General features: G+C 63.1%; 15 protein-coding genes. 6 read left to right on the top strand and 9 right to left on the bottom strand.

Annotation, left to right across the window (positions count from 1 at the left end):
- The first annotated feature begins 34 nt into the window (after positions 1-34).
- Positions 35-181 carry a DUF2274 domain-containing protein gene (locus JNM03_RS02335; protein ID WP_234180830.1) on the top strand — a complete coding sequence of 49 codons (147 nt, stop codon included), beginning with the start codon at positions 35-37 and terminating at the stop codon, positions 179-181.
- 28 nt (positions 182-209) lie between these two features.
- Here the strand turns inward: JNM03_RS02335 and JNM03_RS02330 are convergent, their stop codons facing one another.
- The 4 genes from JNM03_RS02330 to JNM03_RS02315 are packed head-to-tail and all read right to left on the bottom strand — an operon-like array spanning position 210 to position 7,469.
- Positions 210-1,136, bottom strand: a complete 927-nt coding sequence (locus JNM03_RS02330; protein ID WP_234180828.1) for a LysR family transcriptional regulator — start codon at positions 1,134-1,136, stop codon at positions 210-212.
- Positions 1,137-1,138: 2 nt separating this feature from the next.
- A complete protein-coding gene (locus JNM03_RS02325; RefSeq protein WP_294034032.1) occupies positions 1,139-2,938 on the bottom strand; it encodes a CocE/NonD family hydrolase in 1,800 nt (599 codons plus the stop codon).
- A 35-nt stretch (positions 2,939-2,973) separates the two neighbouring features.
- Positions 2,974-4,506, bottom strand: a complete 1,533-nt coding sequence (locus JNM03_RS02320) for an AbgT family transporter (protein ID WP_234180824.1) — start codon at positions 4,504-4,506, stop codon at positions 2,974-2,976.
- A gap of 56 nt (positions 4,507-4,562) precedes the next feature.
- Entirely contained in the window at positions 4,563-7,469 is a 2,907-nt protein-coding gene (locus JNM03_RS02315) for a TonB-dependent receptor (protein ID WP_234180822.1), read from the bottom strand.
- 154 nt (positions 7,470-7,623) lie between these two features.
- Between JNM03_RS02315 and JNM03_RS02310 the strand changes: the two genes are divergently transcribed.
- Positions 7,624-9,630 carry a CapA family protein gene (locus tag JNM03_RS02310; protein WP_234180820.1) on the top strand — a complete coding sequence of 669 codons (2,007 nt, stop codon included), beginning with the start codon at positions 7,624-7,626 and terminating at the stop codon, positions 9,628-9,630.
- Here JNM03_RS02310 and JNM03_RS02305 read toward each other — a convergent pair whose 3' ends face one another.
- A complete protein-coding gene (locus tag JNM03_RS02305) occupies positions 9,631-10,899 on the bottom strand; it encodes a site-specific integrase (RefSeq protein WP_152998866.1) in 1,269 nt (422 codons plus the stop codon). It abuts the gene before it with no gap.
- A 495-nt stretch (positions 10,900-11,394) separates the two neighbouring features.
- Between JNM03_RS02305 and JNM03_RS02300 the strand changes: the two genes are divergently transcribed.
- The 4 genes from JNM03_RS02300 to JNM03_RS02285 all read left to right on the top strand — a co-directional run bounded on the left by JNM03_RS02300 (position 11,395) and on the right by JNM03_RS02285 (position 16,118).
- Positions 11,395-12,090, top strand: coding sequence for a competence protein CoiA family protein (locus JNM03_RS02300; RefSeq protein ID WP_294034027.1), 696 nt, complete (start codon positions 11,395-11,397; stop codon positions 12,088-12,090).
- Between the two features lie 40 nt (positions 12,091-12,130).
- Positions 12,131-13,231 carry a TrbI/VirB10 family protein gene (locus JNM03_RS02295; protein WP_367235628.1) on the top strand — a complete coding sequence of 367 codons (1,101 nt, stop codon included), beginning with the start codon at positions 12,131-12,133 and terminating at the stop codon, positions 13,229-13,231.
- A complete protein-coding gene (locus JNM03_RS02290) occupies positions 13,228-13,449 on the top strand; it encodes a DUF2274 domain-containing protein (protein WP_257546858.1) in 222 nt (73 codons plus the stop codon). Before JNM03_RS02295 ends, JNM03_RS02290 begins: the two co-directional genes overlap by 4 nt.
- A gap of 200 nt (positions 13,450-13,649) precedes the next feature.
- Positions 13,650-16,118, top strand: a complete 2,469-nt coding sequence (locus JNM03_RS02285; RefSeq protein ID WP_257546856.1) for a CoA transferase — start codon at positions 13,650-13,652, stop codon at positions 16,116-16,118.
- 129 nt (positions 16,119-16,247) lie between these two features.
- On the opposite strand, the gene JNM03_RS02280 is transcribed toward JNM03_RS02285, so the two are convergent.
- Genes JNM03_RS02280 through JNM03_RS02265 form a run of 4 tightly spaced genes read right to left on the bottom strand, consistent with a single transcriptional unit; the run spans position 16,248 to position 20,105 of the window.
- Positions 16,248-17,018 carry an SDR family NAD(P)-dependent oxidoreductase gene (locus tag JNM03_RS02280; RefSeq protein WP_257546853.1) on the bottom strand — a complete coding sequence of 257 codons (771 nt, stop codon included), beginning with the start codon at positions 17,016-17,018 and terminating at the stop codon, positions 16,248-16,250.
- A gap of 16 nt (positions 17,019-17,034) precedes the next feature.
- Entirely contained in the window at positions 17,035-18,003 is a 969-nt protein-coding gene (gene meaB / locus JNM03_RS02275; protein WP_257546851.1) for a methylmalonyl Co-A mutase-associated GTPase MeaB, read from the bottom strand.
- Complete coding sequence (locus JNM03_RS02270) at positions 18,000-18,416, bottom strand: cobalamin-dependent protein (RefSeq protein ID WP_257546849.1); 417 nt, start codon at positions 18,414-18,416, stop codon at positions 18,000-18,002. Before JNM03_RS02270 ends, meaB begins: the two co-directional genes overlap by 4 nt.
- A 12-nt stretch (positions 18,417-18,428) precedes the next feature.
- A complete protein-coding gene (locus JNM03_RS02265; RefSeq protein ID WP_257546847.1) occupies positions 18,429-20,105 on the bottom strand; it encodes an acyl-CoA mutase large subunit family protein in 1,677 nt (558 codons plus the stop codon).
- Between the last annotated feature and the right edge of the window lie 22 nt (positions 20,106-20,127).

The following is a 20,127-nucleotide window of genomic DNA, read 5'->3' as shown; positions in this document are numbered from 1 at the left end:
TGTAAAGCTCTCGGTCGAGTTTTCGGGTGCTTTGATGCGCGACCTCACCGACTATGCCGCGGTTCATGCGCGCTTGAATGGTCTCGCCTCGCCGCTACCGCTGGAGAAGCTGATACCGCCGATCGTCGACCGGTTCATCGCGAGCGATCGCGAGTTCAGCAAGCAACGTCGCAGGGAGTGAGGTTCACCCAGGCGTCGTCGGCGATCCGTCAGGAGCCGAAATAGGCTTTGACCTCGTTGCGGAATTCCTGCGTCAGCCTGGACGGGCGCGACACATTGGATACGGCAAAGGCATATTCATGGGTGATGGGCGGCTCGAATGGCCGGGTCACCAGCGGCTTGTGGAGGTACGGCTTCACCAGAAGTTCGTTCAAAATGGCCATTCCATTGCCTCGCGCGGCAAGCGCGCAGGCCGACCCGTGGGTGTGGGTCTCGACCGCGACAACGGGTCGAAGCCCGAAGGAGGCGAAGGCTGCATCGACCTGCGTCCGCCAGTGGCGGCCCGCGCCGAGAAGAATGAGCGGATGCTGACCGATCTCGGCCGGGGTGATGGTGGCGTGACCAGCGAGGGGATGATCCTCGTGCATGACGCATACCGAGCCGCTCGCAACAATCTGCTCGATCGCCAGATCATTTTCTTCCGCGGGCAGCTTCACGAATCCGCAGTCGACGTAGCGCATCGCGATCATGGTCCGTGCCGTCTCGACACTGCGCGAGTCGATGTTGAACTCAACGCCCGGGAAGCGCTCGCGAAACCGCGAGACGATATCGGGCAGGATGCCCTCGGCAAAGCTCGGCGGTGCAACGATCCGGATCGTTCCGGCCGAATAGCCTGCGATGTCGCGAACAAGGCTGTTGAACCTGTCGATGCTGGCGAGGGTCAGCTCGACCTCCTGGATCAGCTTGGTCCCGTCGGCGGTCGGCACCAGCTTGCCGCGATCACGGTAGAACAGGTCGAAGCCGACCTGCGTCTCGAGCTGCGCGATGACGCGGCTGACCGCGGGCTGCGACAGCGACAATTGCTTGCCTGCCGCGGTCGCGGACCCGGTGCGCATGATCTCGGAGAAGACGCGAAGTGCGCGGAAACTGACATCCTTGTCGGGCTCGACGCCGGCCGGCGCACGCGGCTTTCGCACCGTCAGTCCGCTCCGTCGATCACGACCGGCAGCAGGATTTGCGAGGCCTGGTTGCCGCCGAGGTGGATGCTCGTCTCCGCGACAACCGGCGCCAGTCCCTCGATCCGCCAGTCGGTATTGGGATTGATGTCGAAGTGCGGGAAGTTGCTGCCGGCGATCTCGATCCGGATGCGATGCCCGTTCGCGAAAAGGTTGCTCATCGGAAAAGACGCAATCTGCACGCGATAGACCTTTCCCGGCTCCATGGCTTCAGGGGCCTCGAACGAATTGCGGAAGCGCATCCGCACCAGCCCGTGCGCAATGTTGAGCGCATAGCCCTCCGGATAATCGGCGCTCGCCGGATAAACATCAACGATTTTGATCGTGACGTCGGTGTCGATGGCCGTCGAGCTGACGAACAGGTCGGCTATGGCCTGGCCGGTCAGTTCGACATCGGCGCGCAGTATCGGCGTCTCGAAGGTCAGGACGTCAGACCGATCGGCCAGTGCCCGTCCCGCCACGCTCGAACCGAAGAAGTCCGGTCCTTCCCGCTGGTCGAATCCGCCGGCCTCCATGACCGGCGCGCCCGAGGCGATCGCTCCGCCGATTGTCGGAACCGGACGATGCGGGTCGTGCACAAATTCGCGGGCATCGGGCTTGGAAGGTGGCGTCTCGCCGAGGCTTCCGTCGGCATGCAGATGGAACGGGGTCATCCGCATGGCGGGGAGCGGCCAGTTGGCGGCACTCCGCCATTGCCCGCCATGGTCCAACCGCCCGCTCGACAGGCGGCGGCCTGTTCCGCCGCCCATGGTGAAAAGATAGACCGAAGCAGGTAGCGGATCGGTCGCGGCGTCCCGCATATGGCAATCGAACCAGCGCATGCGGAGCGTGACATAGTCGCCGAACAGATGGTCGAGGGTCGATTGCGGTCCGAAATCGGCATCGCCCGAAAAGGTCAGCGAGCGCTTGCCATGCGTCCACGGGCCCATGATCAGCTTTACCGGGCCGCGCTTACGCGCCGCAAGACCCGTGAAATTCTCGACGGCCGTCAGCGCATAAGGGTCGTACCAGCTCGACATATGCACCATCGGCACATCGGCGAAGCTGTCGTACCAGCCTCGGGCATAAAGGCCGCGCTGCTTCCAGAAGTCGGTAAAACTGTCCGCATTCCATTGCTCGAGGATGAAATCCTCATACTCGGGCGCCGCACTGATCGGAGAATGGCCGGGGCGCCATTTCTCCACGCCAACCCAATCGCGAATGTCCGCGGCCTCGAGCGCCGCGCGCCGCGCCGGGTCGGCCAGGGTTTCGGGAGCGAGCAGCGCGTGTTTGAACGCCCAGGTCAGCTGCTTCAGCTCATAGGCGCCGCCCTGACGGATCCCGCTATGATAGGCGCTCGAGAAGCCACCTGAATCCAGGAACATCGCCGCGAGACCCGGTGGATCGAGCGTGGCGAGCGCGGCCTGGACATGCGCGCCATAAGAGAGGCCGAGCGTCCCGATCCGGCCGTTGCACCATGGTTGGTCCATGATCCATGCCATCGTGTCTTCGCCATCTTCGGCTTCCGCCAGATATTTGCGGAATACGCCCTCCGAGCCATAGCGGCCCCGGCAGTCCTGAAGGACAAAGGCATAGCCATGGCGGGCAAAGATTTGTGCAAGCTCGGGCTTCGAGAGCGGTGTCTGATCGGCAGCCGAGAAGTCCGCGTGGTTGGTGCCGTCCTTGTCATAGGGGATGCGCTCGAGGAGCACCGGGAGCGCGGCGCCCTCTACAGGCAGATAGACATCGGTCGCCAGATGCACGCCGTCGCGCATGGGTACCATTGCGTTGCGTATCACCCGAATATCCATTGTCTCGATCATCGGGCGGCCATCTCATAAGTTGCGGCCGCGCCAGGGCCCACGGGGAGTTCGAAGCTTGTCCAGGCTCCGATGAGGCAGAGGCCGGTCAGCCCGATCGCGATCGAAAAGGGCAGCATCAGCGCGATCAGCGAGCCGACGCCAAAATCCTGCCGCCAGCGCTGTGCGAGGACGAGGACCAGGACGAAGTTCGCCGCTACCGGGGTGACGATATTGAAGATCGAGTCGCCCATCCGATAGGCTGCGGTCGTCATTTCGGGCGACACGCCGAGCAGCATCAACATCGGCACGACGATAGGCGCCATCGCGCTCCACTTCGCCGAGGCGGATCCGATGACGAGATCGAACACCGAGGACATGAGCAGCAGGAGGATCAACATCACCGGGGTTGCGAGATGCTGTGCACGAAGCCAGTCGGCACCGTTGATCGCCATGACAGGACCAAGGTTCGACCAGGCGAACATCGCGATGAAATGGGCGGCGAAGAAGGAGATGACGAGGAAAGGCGTCATGGTCGCGAGGCCCTCGGTCATCATCTTCACCACGTCGCGGTGCGATTTGATCGTGCCGACAGCGGCGCCATAGGCCCAGCCGCAGACGAGAAAGAGCAGCATGAAGCCTGCCACCAGCGAGGCGTAGAAGGGTCCGAGCCGTGCTGGCCCCTCTGCCGCGGTGTCGATGAGCGGGGTGTAGCTCGGCCATAGCGCAAGGGCCGCGAAGAGCAGCGCGATGGCGAGGGCTGCAACCCCGGCGCGGCGCAGGCCTTTGCGCTGTGCCGCCGGATCGGCTTGATCCTCGATCTCCCCCTCGGGCGGCGAACCGGTCCAGGCGCCGAGGCGGGGCTCGACGATGCGGTCGTTCACGAACCAGGTCACGGGGATCAGGATCAGTCCGAGCGCGGCGGTGAAATACCAGTTGCCGAGCGGATTGAGCATATGGTCGGGGACAAGCAATGCGGTCGCCGACTTGGTAATGCCGAGCATCAGCACGTCGAACTGTCCCGGCACAAGATTGGCCGCGAAGGCGCCGGAAATGCCGGCATAGGCAATTGCAATCCCCGAGAGCGGGTGGCGTCCCGCCGCCGCGAAGATGATCGCCGAGAGCGGGATCAACACGACATAAGCGGCATCGGCCGCCTGATGCGACAGCAGCCCGATCAGGAAGATCGCCGGGCTGAGGAAACGGGTCGGGACGCCGCGCATCGCGCGGGTCATGAGGGCTGTGAACAATCCCGAGCGCTCGGCGACCGCGGCGCCGAGCATGACGACGAGGATCAGTCCCAATGGCGGGAAATGCGCCATCGTCTCGGGCATCTGGGTCAGCAGCTTGCCGACATTCTCGGCGGAGAGCAGGCTCTTCGTCGTGAGCGTCTCGCCGCTCACCGGGTTGACCGCGCTCCAACCGAGCAGCGCCGCGGCGACCGAAACGCCGACCAGCGCGGCAATAAGGCCAAGGAAGATGAAGACCGGGTCGGGAAGAGCGTTACCCCAGCGTTCGACCCGGTCCAGCCATTTTTCCGTCTTTCCTGACATGGTCGACGCGCCCCGCCTAATTGGGGCCGCGCCGCTGTCGGCGCGGCCGAACCCGATCACATCTTTACCGAGAAGCTGGCGTAGACGAAACGGCCGCGCGCATCATAGGTGTAGATGTCATAGTTGATCGGGGCATTGGCGTAGGAAGCCGGCGGTGCCTTGTCGAACAGGTTGTTGACGCCGAGGCTGAAGCGCGCGGCATCGTCGTTGATGCTGAAGCCGACTTCGAGATCCGTATAGATGATCGACTTGGTGCGCGCATCCTTGACGGCATTCACGACGTCGGTCGTCGGGCCGATATAGCGGCCGCGCAGCATCACATCGACGGCATCGCCGGTCCAGCCGAGCGAGGCCTGACCCTTCCAGTGCGGATAGGTCGCGCGCGGCGTGTCGCCTTTGCCGGCGCGCTCATCGACGATCGGGTCGCCGCCGGCGGGGTTCGGTGCCGTGGTCCGGAACGAATTGAGATAAGAGGCGTCGATCACGGCCGAGATGCGTCCGATGTCGGTGCTGAAGTCGTACCGCAGCGTCGCGTCGACCCCGTCGGTCGTGATCGAGTTCAGATTTTGCGCGCCCTGCAGGAGTTGAAGGATTTCGCCGGTCCCCGCATCGCGGGTGACGAGGTCGCAGAACACGCCCCCGCGCACCGCGCACAGCTGCATGATCTGGGTCGGCGTCTGGGCCGCGATCGCGTTCTTGATCTTGATCTTGTAATAATCGACCGTCAGCGACAGCCCGCGAATGCCGCTCGGCGTGATGGCAATACCGCCGCTGAAGGTATCGGCTGTTTCGGGCTTGAGACCGACATTGCCGCTGATCACGCCGGCAATCAGGCCGTTGAGGTTGAAGTTGACCTGGTTGTAACCCGCCGGCACGCCCGCGCACCCGGGAAGGCCTGCATTGGCCGCTGCGCCGCCATTGCAAGGGTCGATGCCCTGGAAGCTCGCCTGCCGCGCACCCTGATAGAGTTCCAGGATCGACGGTGCACGGAAGCCCTGCGAATAGGTGCCGCGCAGAAGGATGTCGTCGATCGGACGATAGCCGACGCCGGCTTTCAGCGTCACCTTGTTGCCGACCGTCGAATAGTCCGAGTAGCGGCCCGCGAGGCTGAGTTCGAGGCTCTTCGCAAAGGCCTGGTCGCGGAAGATCGGTACATTCAGCTCGGCATAGGCTTCGTGCAGGTCGTAGCTGCCGACGGTGGCCGTGCGTGTCTGCCCGGTGGTCTTCGTATAGAGCGCGGGATTGAGATAGGTCGGGGCGGCATTGACGATCGGATCGGGCGCGTCGAAGCCACGATTCTGACGATATTCATAACCGACTGCGAGCGCGACCGGCCCTGCGGGCAGGTCGAACAGGTTCCCCGTCACGTTGAACGCGGCGTTATAGAGTTCGGTGCGATTATATTCACGCGTCGTGAAGCGAATGAAGGCCGCCTGCTCGGCGGTCATCGGCGCGAACAGGTTGATCGGCACGCATCCCGCCGCCGCAGCGCAGGCCGCGGGCGACCCGAGCCCCAGGAACAGATTGTCATAGTTGATGCCATTTTCGGCGACCGTGTTGATGCTGTTCTTCGAATAGGAGCCGAAGACGTCCCAGCGCCACTCGCCACCCCCGATCATGAAACTGCCGTCGACCCCGACCGAGAAGCGGATCGTCTCGACGTCCTGAATATTGTTGCGGTTGCCGACGTCGGTCATCACCTTGCGGATGCGCCACGCGCTGTTGGCCCCGAACGCGAGTGCATTGGCGGTGGGAACGCCATTGGCGGTGCCGAAGGGGTTGAATGCCTGGTTGTTGGGGATGGAGAAGCCGCGAACCGAACCCGCGGTACCGCCGACGTCGAGCAGCACGGGCGAGAAGAGCTGGTTCGACTTGCGCCGGTTATAGACGCCCTCCAGCTTGATCGTGACATCGTCGGTCAGTTCATAGTCGAACCGGCCATAGAAACCGTAGCGTTCCGACGGGCCCGCCGAGTAGATGCCCTGCGCCTGCGTGTTGTAGAAGTCGCCCGGAAGCGCGCCGACATGGAAAGCATTGTCGGCGCTATTCCCCGCGCCGATCGTCGCGCCATTGTTGAGCACGATCGGGTTCGCCGAACTGGCGAAGCCGGCGCCGGTGCCGAAATAGGCATTGTTCGCGAGGCCCGGCAGGATGAACAGCCCATTGGGGTTATTGCCCACCGCGGTTTGCGGGACGAGCGTCAGCGTCGTCAGGTCGCGCGCGTCGGTGCGGATCGGACGCGAGCGGAAATAGCTGCCCGACAAAATGATCGAAGCGCGGTCCCAGGTCTTGCCGACAGTCAGCTTGCCGCCAAGCTCGGCGCCATCGCCCTGGGTGGTGATACCGGCACGGACGGAGCCGCGCAGCCCATCGAACGGCTGGACCGTCTTGATGTTGACGACGCCCGCGATCGCGTCGGCACCGTAGATTGCCGACGCACCGTCCTTCAGGATTTCAATGCCATCGATCATGCCCTGCGGCATCGTGTTGAGGTCGACGAAATCGCGGAAGCCGCGCTGGCCTACACCGTCGACCCAGCGATGCCCGTCGACGAGAACGAGGACCCGGTTGCCGCTGCCTTCGCCGCCGCCGAGATAGCGCAGGTTGATCGAGCTGGCGCCGTAGGAGGTGCCTTGCGTGCCGTTCGAATTGAGGCTGACGCCCGCCGAAGGCAGTTTCTGGAGCAGGTCGCCGATCGACGAGGTGCCCGACTTGGTAATGTCTTCGGAGGTGACCGTCAGGATCGGACCGACCGAGGCCGCATCCTTGCGTCCGATGCGTGAACCCGTGACGATGATATCGCCGCCGGGATCGACGTCCGTTGCCGTGTCCTCTTCAGCTTCCACCGTATCTTGTGCCTGAACCAGCGACGGCCAGGCGAGGGCGCCAAGGCTGATTCCGGCGGCGGCGGCAAGTCTGGCAAGCTGGATACGCCGGGCGAAACGAGCGGATGCGATGGTCATATTGTCCCCCAATCTGTGATTCGCAGATGGCTTAGGGCCAAGCGCTGCCGCAAAAAATATTATGACAGCTCTACATACAGTCATAACAAAAGTGCATGACATTGCCCTGCATTGCTCACTCTTCGTATGACGCGCTTAGAGAGAGGGGACGACGATGCGAGCGAGCTTCAGCACACCCACGCGCCGGCAACTGATTGGTGCCGGAATTTCGGTGGCTTTTCTGCCGGTTCTGACGGGCGCGGGAAAGCGGTCGCTGCGGATCAGTCTCTTGGGTCAGTCGCTCATTAAGACGGATTTACGGGCTATCGGCTGGACCGGCCTGGCGGAGTTTAAGCAACTGCTGGACGGGCGCGATGCGGTTTTCACCGACCTTGAAACGGTGATCGCCGGACCGCTTGCGGGCAAGTCGACACGGCCCGCGGACAGCGAGGTGCTGCATGTCGGAGAGCCGTCGGTTATCGATTGCTTGCAGGCGATCGGGGTGAATCTCGTCGCGACCTCCAACAATCACGCCTGGGATCTCGATACCGGCGGCATCTTGTCGACGATCGACGCGCTTCGTTCGCGGCGGCTCACCTTTGCAGGGACCGGCGCCAATCTGGCGGAGGCGAGCGCGCCCGCAGCTTTGAATGGCTCCAATGCCGTCGCGCTGGTGTCTGCGGCCGCAGGCGCGATCCGTGATGGCGCTGCGGCCACCGACAGCCGGCCGGGCGTAAACGAGTTACGCCGCGCGCCCGATGGTGCGCTTGTGACATTGGATGTCGAACGCTACGACCTTGAGCGCACCGTTGCCTGCATCGCCAAGGATGCCGGCCATCCCGATCCCGATGGTTTCAGCCGGCGCTGGATGCGGCGATATAATGTCGACGGCCGAAATCCTTGGAAGGTGGCGGCGGAAGGCGGCGATGATTTTCACGCGCTGGACAAGCGGGTCCGGGCGATCTTCGACATGTCGCGCAACCAGCCAGCGGGCGACCTCGGTGGTCGGCCGCTGGTTACCGGCAGCCCGCAACCGCACAGCATCGAGACCCGCGTTATCGGCATGCGCGTCGCGGTGCATCTATCGGGCAGCGACACAGCGCTGCTCGCCGGCCAAACCCTGCTGGCGGTTATCGACACGCTGTTTGCTACGGTTATCGGCCTGCGGATCGGAGCATTCGTCGAGCGCTTTGATATCGATCTCGTGGAAAGCGATGTTGCCACAGCACCGAGCGTTGATTTCGATGGCAATAAAATGCGCGCCAAACTTCATTGGCCTGCCGGATCGACACCCGCCGATCATCTCGGTGAGAGCGGAACCCATAGCCAATTCCTGCTTCTCTCGACGCTGATGCTCGTCGCGACCTCACTCGCCGACCGGCAAAAAATATCTCTGGAGAAGCTTTTTCGGGAAGAATCGCTCCTTGAGCGCGTCAGCGCCGCAGTCGCGAGTTCGAACAGCCGCATCCGGGCGATGAACAGTCCAGCGTCGCGACTGACGGATTGGAACGAGCTATCGCTCGAGCGGTTTCCGCCGAAGGCCGACCGGCCGGTAATTGTAAGGGTGCCAGAGGCTGATCCCGAAGAAGAAACAATCAGCGAGCGATACGCGACTGGCGATCACCGCAGCGTCGAAGTGCGCTCTATCTTGGACATTCCGCAATGGGAGCAGGCCCGCTGGATCGGCGTGATGCTCGGTCTGCAGCATGATCTCCCGATCGTCGGATTGCACTTTGAGGATCGCGAGGCGGGACGCCAAATTTTCGAGCGTTGGCGCGAACGGTTCGGCGCACGAGATGCCGAAGGGGCTATCCACATCGCGATCTTGCGCGAACTACCTGGTCGGCCCCCGTCCCACTATGCGGTGCTATTGATGGCGGGAACTGAGCCAGGGGATTTCGCTGGTACGCTGGTGAGCATGCCGAGCCGCCTCAAGCTGCTCGAACCTGCCGCCGACACGAATCTGAGGTTCTTTCTCGATAACTATCCCGCGGGTGGCTCGTTCATTCTGGTTCCCACTTACGTGAAGGAGAATGGGGAGCCCGATCTGATGATGGACCTTGCCATACTAAAGCATGACCTCTCGATCCGGAGAGTAGCCGATATCGGCAAGTCCGATTTGGAGATCATCGGAGTGCAGCTTCTCGAGCAAATGGAAGCGCGCGACGGTTCGCTGCCTTGATCAGGCGGCGAACTTCATCTTTGCCGCCTTCCGCACGCCAGTCTCGAGATGTTTTGCGATCTCGTCCGAAGTGCGGCTGACTGCCAGCTTCACGGCTTCATCGATATGAACATAGTCCTGCGTCACACTTTGCGACGCGTGGCCTAGCATCGCGCGGATCGTGAGCTCGGAGAAGCCGAGTTCGCCCGCCATGCTCCCGAAGGTGTGGCGCAGCGTATGCGGCGTTACACCCTCGATGCCGGCCGAGCGGCATAGCCGGGCCAGGCAGTCGCTGACGGCGGTAAACGGGCCTTCGCCATTCGACGCTGGAAAGACGTAGGGGCAGCCAGCAATCTCGGGCTGTGCGACGACGATCTTGATCGCCTCGGGTCCGATCGCCCGATATTGCGCGTCGCTCTTCGTGTCGGGGAACGCGACGTAACCGCCCATGGGGTTAACCCACTGCCGCTGCAGCGCCTGCGCCTCTTCGCGCCGATAGCCGGTCAGAAGGAGCGTCCTGACAATTGCGAGCGCAACGGGGTTCTCGGAACCCAGTTCGGCCCGGCCGATCGCCCGACCCAGCAGCTCGATCTCGGCGATGCTGAGACGCCGGGTCTTCTTCTTGGTCGCGAGCTTCTTCGCGCCCTTCGTGGGATGTTCCGCAATCAGTCCCTTGTGCTTTGCATGGCCTAGGATGGCCTGGAGGGTGCCGAGGCTCCTCCCGGCAACGCCGGCACCGCCCGTCGGGCGGCCGCCGCGCCCGCCCGAAGGAGGCTTTCGGGTCTGACCGGTTGCAATGTCATTTTGCATTGCCTCGACGTCGGCGATCGTCAGCTTCCGCACGAGGCGTTTGCCCATCAGCGGGATGATATGCGTTCGGATGCGGCTCTCATCCATGTTGAGCGAGGTGTCCTTGATCGGGCGGTTCTTCCGTCCAAGAATGCGGCCGGCTCGCGCTTCGACGAGATACCATTCGCACATCTCGGCGACATTGAGATCCTTCCGGACCCGGCGCGACTCCTCTGCGGGATCTTCGCCAGAGGCGACCTTGCCCAACTGAATCTTCGCGAGCTCGCGGGCTTGCTCGACCGTCATCACTCCGAAGCGCCCGATCTTCACTCGCCGAACCCGGCCTTCCTCATTCATATACTGGATGACGAAGGTTTTCGTCCCGGTTGCGCCGACACGGACACCGAAACCTTTGATCTCGGTATCCCAAAGAAATGCCTGGCCTGTCGCTGGTGCAGCCAGCGCATCGACCGTCCGCTTATTGAGCTTTGCAAGCGCCACAAGTTCCTCCATCATATTACGCGAGGGTGGGCGATTCGAAAAGTAATAAGGACGTAATAGAAATTCACCGCTTCGCAGGGTAGGTCGAGGATAGAATATCGTAGGTTGAAGTCAACAAAAGCTTGCTTTTTAGTGCCTTGGCGTAGAAAAAGAAGTTCTGGCGTAGTTGTCGTAATTTCTTGCCAAGGTTGGGGTCGAGGGTTCGAATCCCTTCGCCCGCTCCAGTTTCTCCATAAAAATCAGTAGTTTAACGATGTGCGTATGGCATCGTTTGTGGTGACACGAGCACCGATTTCGGGTTTTGTCTCCATATAGTCTCCAGCTTTGGAGCAGGAATCGAAAAGCCTAGGAGACATTGGAACACTCTGGCCGCTGGGCGTGTCGTTCGTTTTCCCTGGCAAAGGCCTTCTTGCGACTACTGACCTGGCCTATGGTGCGTTGGTGGACCAACAGGATGAGCCATTCTGGCCTGGGCCTATTCCTAGGCCCTGCTCTGTGGGCGCGACCCGCGCCGATACCTCTGGGCTGCGCGTACCTTTTGCCGCCTGCGGAGACGGGGTGGTGCGGCATGTCGAGCAGATTGCCTCCAGCCGGCAAGGCCCCTTCACCTGCATAGGGTGCGAGGAACGGTTGACCTTCAAGCGCCCCGTGAAGAAGCGGCAGCACTTCGCTCACAAGGCCGATAGCCGCTGTTCGGGCGAATCCGCGCTGCATCAATATGCAAAGCTGCTGCTTGCCGCCGCTCGGCGCATAACGCTTCCAACGCTCGCGTTGCGGGAGGGAGGGATCGAGGAGATCGTCTATCGCGGCGGCGAGGTCGCACTGGATAGTGTGCGGCTCGAATCTCCAGAGCGAGATTTCCAGCCTGACGCGATGGCAATCGTCGACGGGCAGCGCCGCGCCATCGAGTTTAAGGTCTCTCATGCTGTCGATGAAGCGAAACAGGAAAAGGTTGTGCGTGCAGCATGTCCGATGGTCGAGATCGATCTGTCCGGCCTCAAGTGGCGGAAGCTCGACGGCGAAGAACTCGACCGGCAGATTCTGCACGATGCACCCCGCCACTGGGTTCATCATCCCGAGAGTGCCGAGGCGCAAATCCGGCTCGACACACGTGTCGTTGCAGAACGGAAGAAGCGAGGCGGGCGCCTGCGCTGGCACATTCTCGAGCGCCCGCAGGACCCCCGGCCATGATGCCGATGCCTTCCGGCTGCGCGGCGAGCCGCCGCGCGTCATGCGCCTGTCGCGCAAGACGATGGCCATCATCGGCGCCGTTGGATGCACCGCAATCGGCGGGGCGCTGCTCATCGCTTTGCAGCCAAGGGCAGCGAAGACGCCTGAGAATCTTTATTCGGTCGATGGGGCCAACAAGGCCGAGGTCGTGACGGGCGCGCCCGCCGATTATGGCAAGATCCCGAAACTCGGGCCGCCGCTTCCCGGCGATCTCGGGCGCCCGATCGTCGCCGCGCAGCAGAATGGCGAGGCCATCCCCGTGCCACCGATGGGTCCTCCGCCGCCCGGCGGTCGATCTCCCGTCGACGAGGCGCGCGAGCGGGCGCGGCAGGAGCGCCAAGCCGCGACAGCGAGCCAGCTCTTTCTGGGTCGCGGCGCCGCGACCAGTCCAGCCGCCGAGGCGCTCGGCGCGCTCGACCTGCCCGCTCCCGCGGGCGAAACGGCTCTACAGACCCCGGCAGCGGCGCGGCGCGCCTTTCTGGATGGCGGGCCAGCGGCGCCGTTCGAAAGCGCCGAGCGCCTCCGCGAGGCTTCCTCGCCCTATGTGCTTCAGGCCGGCAGTCTCATCCCTGCGGCGCTGATCACCGGAATCCGGTCCGACCTTCCCGGGCAGGTGACCGCACAGGTCACCCAGAATGTCTATGACAGCCCGACCGGGCGCATCCTGCTCATTCCGCAAGGTGCGCGCCTTGTCGGCGAATATGACAGCGAGATCGCCGCAGGGCAGGAGCGCGTGCTGCTCGCTTGGGACCGGCTGATCCTGCCGGGAGGGCGATCGATCAGGCTCGACCGCCAGCCGGGCGTCGATGCGCGGGGCATGGCCGGCCTCGCCGACCGTACCGATCATCATTGGGGATCGGTCCTGGGTGGCGCGCTGATCTCCACCTTGCTCGGCATCGGCGCCGAACTAGGCTCGGACGGCGATGACGCGCTTCTACGGGCACTTCGCGACGGGTCGCAGGATACGGCCAACCAAGCGGGTCGGCGGCTCGTCGAGCGCCAGATGAACCTCCCCCCGACTCTCACCATTCGTCCCGGTTACGCGCTCCGCGTCCTCGTTACCCGCGATCTGATCATCGACCCCGAGGGAGGCGCGCGATGAGTAAACTCAGACTAGGACCTATCGCCGACGACAAGCCCGTGAAGCTCGCGATCGAATTGCCGGGTGCCCTGCACCGCGAGCTGGTCGCCTATGCCGAAGTGCATGCGAAGGCAACAGGCCTCGCCAAGCCCATGTCGCCCGAGAAGATAGCCGTTCCTATGATCGAGCGTTTTATAGCGACCGACCGCGGCTTCGCGACCGAACGTCGCCGGCGCTAAAGCATGGGGCAACACCTGCCGGGCCAGACGGGTTGGAGCCGACAACCGATAGTTGCGACTGCATCGCCCTATATGCCCGATCTGAAAACTGGTAATGGCTTGTCGCAAGCAAGTATTGACCTTCAGGCAGGCGTCGCCGTATATCGTTTCTGTCAAACGACGCAGGGCCACTGTGATACCTGCGCAAGGAGTGGATGCGGATGAGCGACGGCCCGAGCGGCTTCCTTTCGCCCTATCGGGTTTTGGATGTTACCAATCACAGGGGTCTCCTGGCTGGGCATATGCTGGCGCAGCTTGGCGCCGATGTCGTTCAAATGGAACCAATCGGAGGCAGCGATGGCCGGCGTCAGCCCCCTTTCGCTTCCGATTGGAGCGCAGAAGACAGCTCCTTCTACTGGGCAGCCTATGCCTCGGGGAAGCGTTCGATCCTCTGCGATCCGGAGACTGATCCGGACATGTGGGCGCGGCTTCTGGGATCGGCCGACATTCTGCTGGAGTCCGCTGCTCCCTGCGATGGTCGCCCGGACTGGCTCGATCCCGCTGCGGTCGCCGCGCTCAATCCAAGATTGGTTCATGTATCGATAACGCCATATGGCTTGACGGGTCCCAAAAGGGACTGGCTGGATAGCGAACTGACGCTCTGGGCAGCGGGCGGGCCGTTGCTCCTCACCCGCGACAACGAAGGACGGCCGCTGCGGATTAGCGCACCCCAAGCGTATCTCCACGGCGCAGCAACCGCAGCCGGGGCCGCTTTGGTGGGCCAGGCCGAGCGACTCCGAAGCGGGACAGGTCAGCACATCGATCTGGCCATCCTCCAGACTCTTCCGCAGTGTACGTTGGGCGCTGTTATCGCCGCGTCGATCGGCCACGAGAATTTCGTACCCCGACCGGGATCCACATTATCGGGCGGCAAAGGCGGGCCAATGGATCTTAGCGGGAGCGGCTCGCTGACCCGGCGATCGAAGTGGCCGATTGCCGACGGGCTTGCGGAAATGCATCTGGCGATGGGACCCGCGACTGGTCCGTCGACCAACAAATTGTTTGCATGGATGATCGAGGAAGCCGCACTTCCGGAGATCTTTCACGACTGGGACTGGACGACGCTACACGGACGGCTCGAAAGCGACATCAGCTGGGAAATGCTCGAGGAGGCTCGCCGCCATGTGTCGGCCTTCCTCGCGCGATTCCGCAAGAGGGACCTCATGCAGATCGCGCTCGACCGTGGCATCCGCATCGCGCCGATCGAAACCATCGCCGATCTTCTGGCAAGCGAACAGTTTGCGGCGCGAGGCTATCTCGCGACGGTCGCGGGTCCCGAAGGAGCCTATTCGCTGCCATGGGGCTTTGGCGGCGATTGCCCTGGCGGGTTCGCGCGGCCCACTGCCGCGCCGAGACTGAATGCCGACCGAGATCAGATCCTCGACCAATGGTCGGCGGTTCGTCGTCCGGCTGAAAGCGCGACCGAGCCATCACTTCAACCCCTCGCCGGCCTCAAGGTGCTCGACCTGGCCTGGGTCGTGGCTGGGCCGCTTATCGGCCGCAACCTCGCCGACTATGGCGCGACGGTTATCCGGATTGAGTCAGCGAAGCGTGTCGAGACGGCGCGATTGATGGGTCCGTTTCCAGCGGGCGAATATGATGTGCAGCGGTCCGCACTTTATGAGACCTGCAACGCCGGAAAACTCGGGCTGTCGCTCGATCTGTCCAAACCGGAAGCACGCGACATCGTGCGATCACTGGCGCGCTGGGCCGATGTTCTGGTCGAATCCTTCACGCCGGGGCAGATGGCGCGCTGGGGCCTGTCTTATGAAGCGCTGGCGAAGGATAATCCGGGTCTGGTCATGGTCAGTACGTCACTGACCGGCCAATCAGGACCGTTCGCCAGCTACTCGGGCTACGGCAACCATGGCGCAGCGATCGCTGGCTTCCAGAATCTCGTGGGGATGGAAGGGGCGACTCCGGTCGGACCCTATGGCCCTTACACGGATTTCGTCGCGCCGCGCTTCGGTATCCCCGCCACGTTAGCCGCGCTGGACTATCGTCGACGTACCGGTAGGGGATGCTGGCTAGACGTGTCGCAGACCGAAGCTGGCGTCCAGTTCCTTGCTGCCCAAATCGCAGAAACATCGGTTACGGGCAAGGTACAGGGGCCGATGGGCAATCGCGACCTCGCCATGGCACCGCACGGCGTTTTCCGGACCGACGCCGACGATAGTTGGATCGCAATCGCTGTGCAGTCAGATGTGCAATGGGAACGGCTTGCCGCGATCTTGCAAATCGACGAGCCCGGCTGGAAAACATTTCAGGGAAGGAAAGCCGACGAGGACGCTCTGGAACGTCGGCTCGAGCAGTGGACTGCGAGGCAGGAGGTCGCGGCGATCGAGTTGCTGTTGCAGGAAAACGGCATCCCTGCGCATCGTCTGGTTTCGATCGAAGAATTTGCCTCAGATCCGCAGATCGTGGCGCGTGAGCATCTGGTGCACCTCCCGCATTCGCTCTCGGGCACCGCTGTCGTCGAGGCGTCGCCTTTCAATCTCGCACGCACGCCGGCCGAATATGCGCGATCCGCGCCCTGTTATGGCCGCGACAACCATCTTGTCCTGACGGAAATCTTGGGGCTTGATGCGGCGAAGATAGAGGCGCTCCACGAGGCGGGGATTCTGACCTGATCACGAATTGTTCGGTGCGAGCTATGGCGCAATGGCTGGACTCGCCTTGCCGACATGGCCGGCGGCGCTGTGATGAAGCGGTCTTCAAGCCGCTCGCGCAGGAGATCGAGGTCCAACGCGCTCCTGTATTCAGGCAATCAGTGCGTTCAGCGCACCGTCGACCGCGATGACGGAGCCATTGATAAAAGAGCCCGCATCGCTCGCCAGCATAACGACGGGGCCGACCAGCTCTTCAATCTTGCCGAGGCGGCGCGCCGGCATCTGCGCGATGCGTTCGATGCCGGTCGGGCTGTCAAAGAACTCCTCGTTGAGCTCGGTCTTGAACCAGCCGGGAGCCAAGGCATTGACGCGAATATTATGCTTGGTCAGGTCAATCGCCATCGAACGGGTAAGTTGGATGACGGCACCCTTCGAGGCACAGTAGCTTGCCAGGCCGGGTTGGACGCCGAGCCCCAGAACGGATGCCACATTGATGATCGAGCCGCCCGCCTTGGCGGCGACCAGTCTGCGAGCGGCGGCCTGACCCACGTTCCAGACGCCGCGAAGATTGGTGTCAAAGACGGCGTCGCGCGCCGCGGCATCGATCTTCAGGAAATTACGCGCGTCGGTGACGCCGGCATTGCTCACGATGACGTTGACAATTCCGTAGGCATTCTCCGCAGCATCGAACGCCCGTTCGATGCTCTCGGCATCGGTCACGTCCGCCTGCGCGGCCAGCGCGCTTCCTCCCGATTGCTCGATTTCACGCACGAGGCCGTCGAGCCGATCCGCTCTGCGCGCAACCGCAACGACGCGCGCGCCCGCCGCGGCCAGCCCCAGCGCGAGCCCCCGGCCGATGCCGCTCGACGCGCCCGTGACAAGGGCAACACGCCCGGAAAGCGAAAACAGGTCAGTGGTCACGTAAAGATCCTTGCTTCTAAAGGGCGTCGAGATCGGCGAGCAATTCGAGGGCGGCGGCGGCGCCCTCGCGCCGCGACAATTTGCCGGCCGTCATGTCTTCCAGGATCGCGGCGATACGAGAATCGTCGGAACCGCTCACCAGCGCTGCAGCGGCATCGGCCACATCCCGCGCAAGCATCGACCGCGAGATCGCGCGGCCCACGGCGGGATTTGGCGGTTCAGAAAGAAGCCCCGCGAACTTGGCCTCAACCGCGTCGCCGAGCGCTTTGAGGCCATCCTGGCTCAGCGTCGAAACCGAGAGCACGGACCGGCGGTCATCAGGGCCCGAATGGTGGAGCATCGCTTTCAGATGCGCGGTCGTTCGCGCGGCGTCCGGAAGGTCCGCCTTGTTGACGACCAGCAGGTCGGCAATCTCCAATACGCCCGCCTTGATGGCCTGCATCTCATCGCCAAGGCCGGGCGCAGAGACCACGATTTTCACATCGGTCAGCTCGGCCACTTCGACTTCGGACTGCCCCGTGCCGACCGTTTCGACGATCACGAGATCCATTTCTGCCGCCGCCAGCAGATCCATGACTGAGCGTGTGGTTCGCGTCACACCGCCGAGATGGCCGCGTGCGGCAAGCGACCTGATGAACACGTCCGGGTTCGCACTATGCGCAGCCATGCGAACGCGGTCGCCCAGGACCGCGCCGCCGCTGATCGGGCTCGAGGGATCGACCGTCAGGATCGCGACGCGGCGATATCTCGGCAGCAATTCGGGCAGCAGCGCGTTGATGAGCGAGGATTTGCCTGCGCCCGGCGGACCCGTCACCCCGAGGCTTCGGCACGAATTGGCGCGGCCGCGCACCGCGACCGCCAGTTCCGTTCCCAAAGCCGAGCGGTTTTCGATCGCCGTAATCGCGCGCGCAATGGCCAGCGAATCGCGGCCGCGGACCGCCGTCAGCAGCGACGCCGCGTCAGGGCCTGCGCGCGTGGCGGTCAAACGCGACTCCGATAGGCGCGCGCGAGCCGATCGAAGGTCGCGACGACATCCGCAAGCGGGGCGCCGCCGCGGAAAATCTCTTTCACACCGACCTCCTCCAGCGGCGCGACGTCGAACGGGCGAATTACGCCGCCCACCACCACCGGCAAGTCGGGGACATCGCGGCGCTGTAATTCGGCGACGATCTTTTGCGTCGTCTCGACCTGGCCGCCGGACATGAAGCTCAGTCCGATGATGTCCACATCCTCCTGAAGCGCGACTGTGACCACATCCTCGGGCTGTTCATAGTCGATCAGCACCACTTCCATCGCGGCGTCGCGCAAGGCGAGCGCGATCGTCGCGATGGCGCGATCGTGGCTGTCGATGAAGCTCTTGGTCAGGAGGACGCGCGGCTTTGGCGCAGTATCTGGCATGTCGATCAGTTCCTATTTGTTGCGCCCGAAGACCTGGTGAAGAATGGCCTGCATCTCGCCGAGCGTCGCGTCGGCTTCTGCCGCGGCGACAAGGTTCGCCATCACCGATCCGATCGCGCGGCCCTCATTGACCTCGACCGCCGCACGGCGGAGACTATCCAGCGCCGCCGCGCAGCGAGCGGCATCGCGCTCGAGGCGATGCCGCTCGACATCGGCAATCGCCAGCCGCGCGGCTTCGGGATCGGGCTGGAACACCGCGAATTGCTCGGGTTCGTCGGTGGTATATTTGTTGACGCCCACCATCGTTCGCGCGCCGCTTTCGATCTCCTGGCGCCACTGGTATGCGGCGGCGGAAACCTGCTGCTTGATCCAGCCTGACTCGATGCAGGCGATCAGTCCGCCCCGGTCGTCGATGTCGGCGATGATTTCGAATACTCGCCGTTCGATCTCGTCGGTCAGCGATTCCACATAATAGGAACCGCCAAACGGATCCGACACATGGACGGCGCCGGTTTCCTCGGCAATGATCTGGCTGGTTCGAAGCGATAGCGTCACCGCTTCTTCAGTCGGCAGACCAAGCGCCTCGTCATAAGCGTTGATCGTCATACCGTTGGCGCCCGACAGGACCGCCGCAAGCGCGCCATAAGCATTGCGGACGAGATTGTTCAGCGGCTGCTGGGCGGTCAGCAGCGAGCCCGCGGTCTGGGCATGAATGCGCGCCTGGAGCGAAGCGTTCTTCTTGCAGCCGAAGCGCTCGCGGTTCACCTTCGCATACACCCGCCGCAAAGCGCGGGTCTTCGCCACCTCTTCGAAGAAATTCTCGCCGTAGCGGACGTGGAACCCGAAACGCGGCACGACGGCGTCGGGATCGATGCCAAGTTTGACGCACTCTTCGTTGACCGCGATGATCGCGGCAATCGAATAGGCGACGGCCTGGACGTTCGTAGCGCCAGCTTCGCAAATATTATGCTCGCTGATGGTGAGCGGATTCCAGAGCGGCACATGCTCGGCGCAATAGGACGCGATATCGGCGATCAGCCGGTAGCTGCCGCGCGGCGAGAAGTTCGTCCCGCCGCTATGACCAAAGAAATCCCAGATGTAGTTGGTGAGATTACCGCCAAGCTTGTCGAACGCGAAACCGCGGCGCTTGGCCGCCGCGAGATAAAGCCCGAGCATGGCCGGCGACCCGGCGTTGAGGACCATCGATACGGTTGTCTTCGCCAGATCCTTGCCAGCCAGCAGGACTTCGTAATCGCGCGCCTTGCAGACCGAAATGCCGCAGTCGCCGATGCTGCCGCGAACCCCGGGGTGGTCGGGGTCATAGCCCATCGACGTCGGCATATCGAAAATGAAATTATAGGCCTCGCGATCAAAATAGCCTTTCGACCCGCCCTGCTCGAGCAGCAGATCCATCCGCTCGCGGGTCTGTGAGGGCAGGCCGAAGCCAATGATCTGGAGGTCCATCCAGGGTTGGAACTGATAATGAATCGGGTAGATGCCGCGCGTATAGGGATATTGCCCGGGCATCTCGGCGTCTTTGCCGTGCCTGTCTAGGCCACCATAAACGGGATCGACCTCGACGCCTGACCGGTTGCGCGCGACGAAGGAGCGATCCTTGTAACGCGCCGACACCGTCTGTTGCCAAAGGGCATAGGGGCTGTCTTCTGGCTTTGTGTCGGCGCTAGTCATCGGACTGAAGGCTCCCTTTCAG

Origin of the sequence: Sphingopyxis sp. (genome assembly GCF_016793825.1) — a bacterium.
In the GTDB taxonomy this organism is placed as follows: Bacteria; Pseudomonadota; Alphaproteobacteria; order Sphingomonadales; family Sphingomonadaceae; genus Sphingopyxis.
This window is presented reverse-complemented; position numbering and strand designations above follow the sequence as displayed.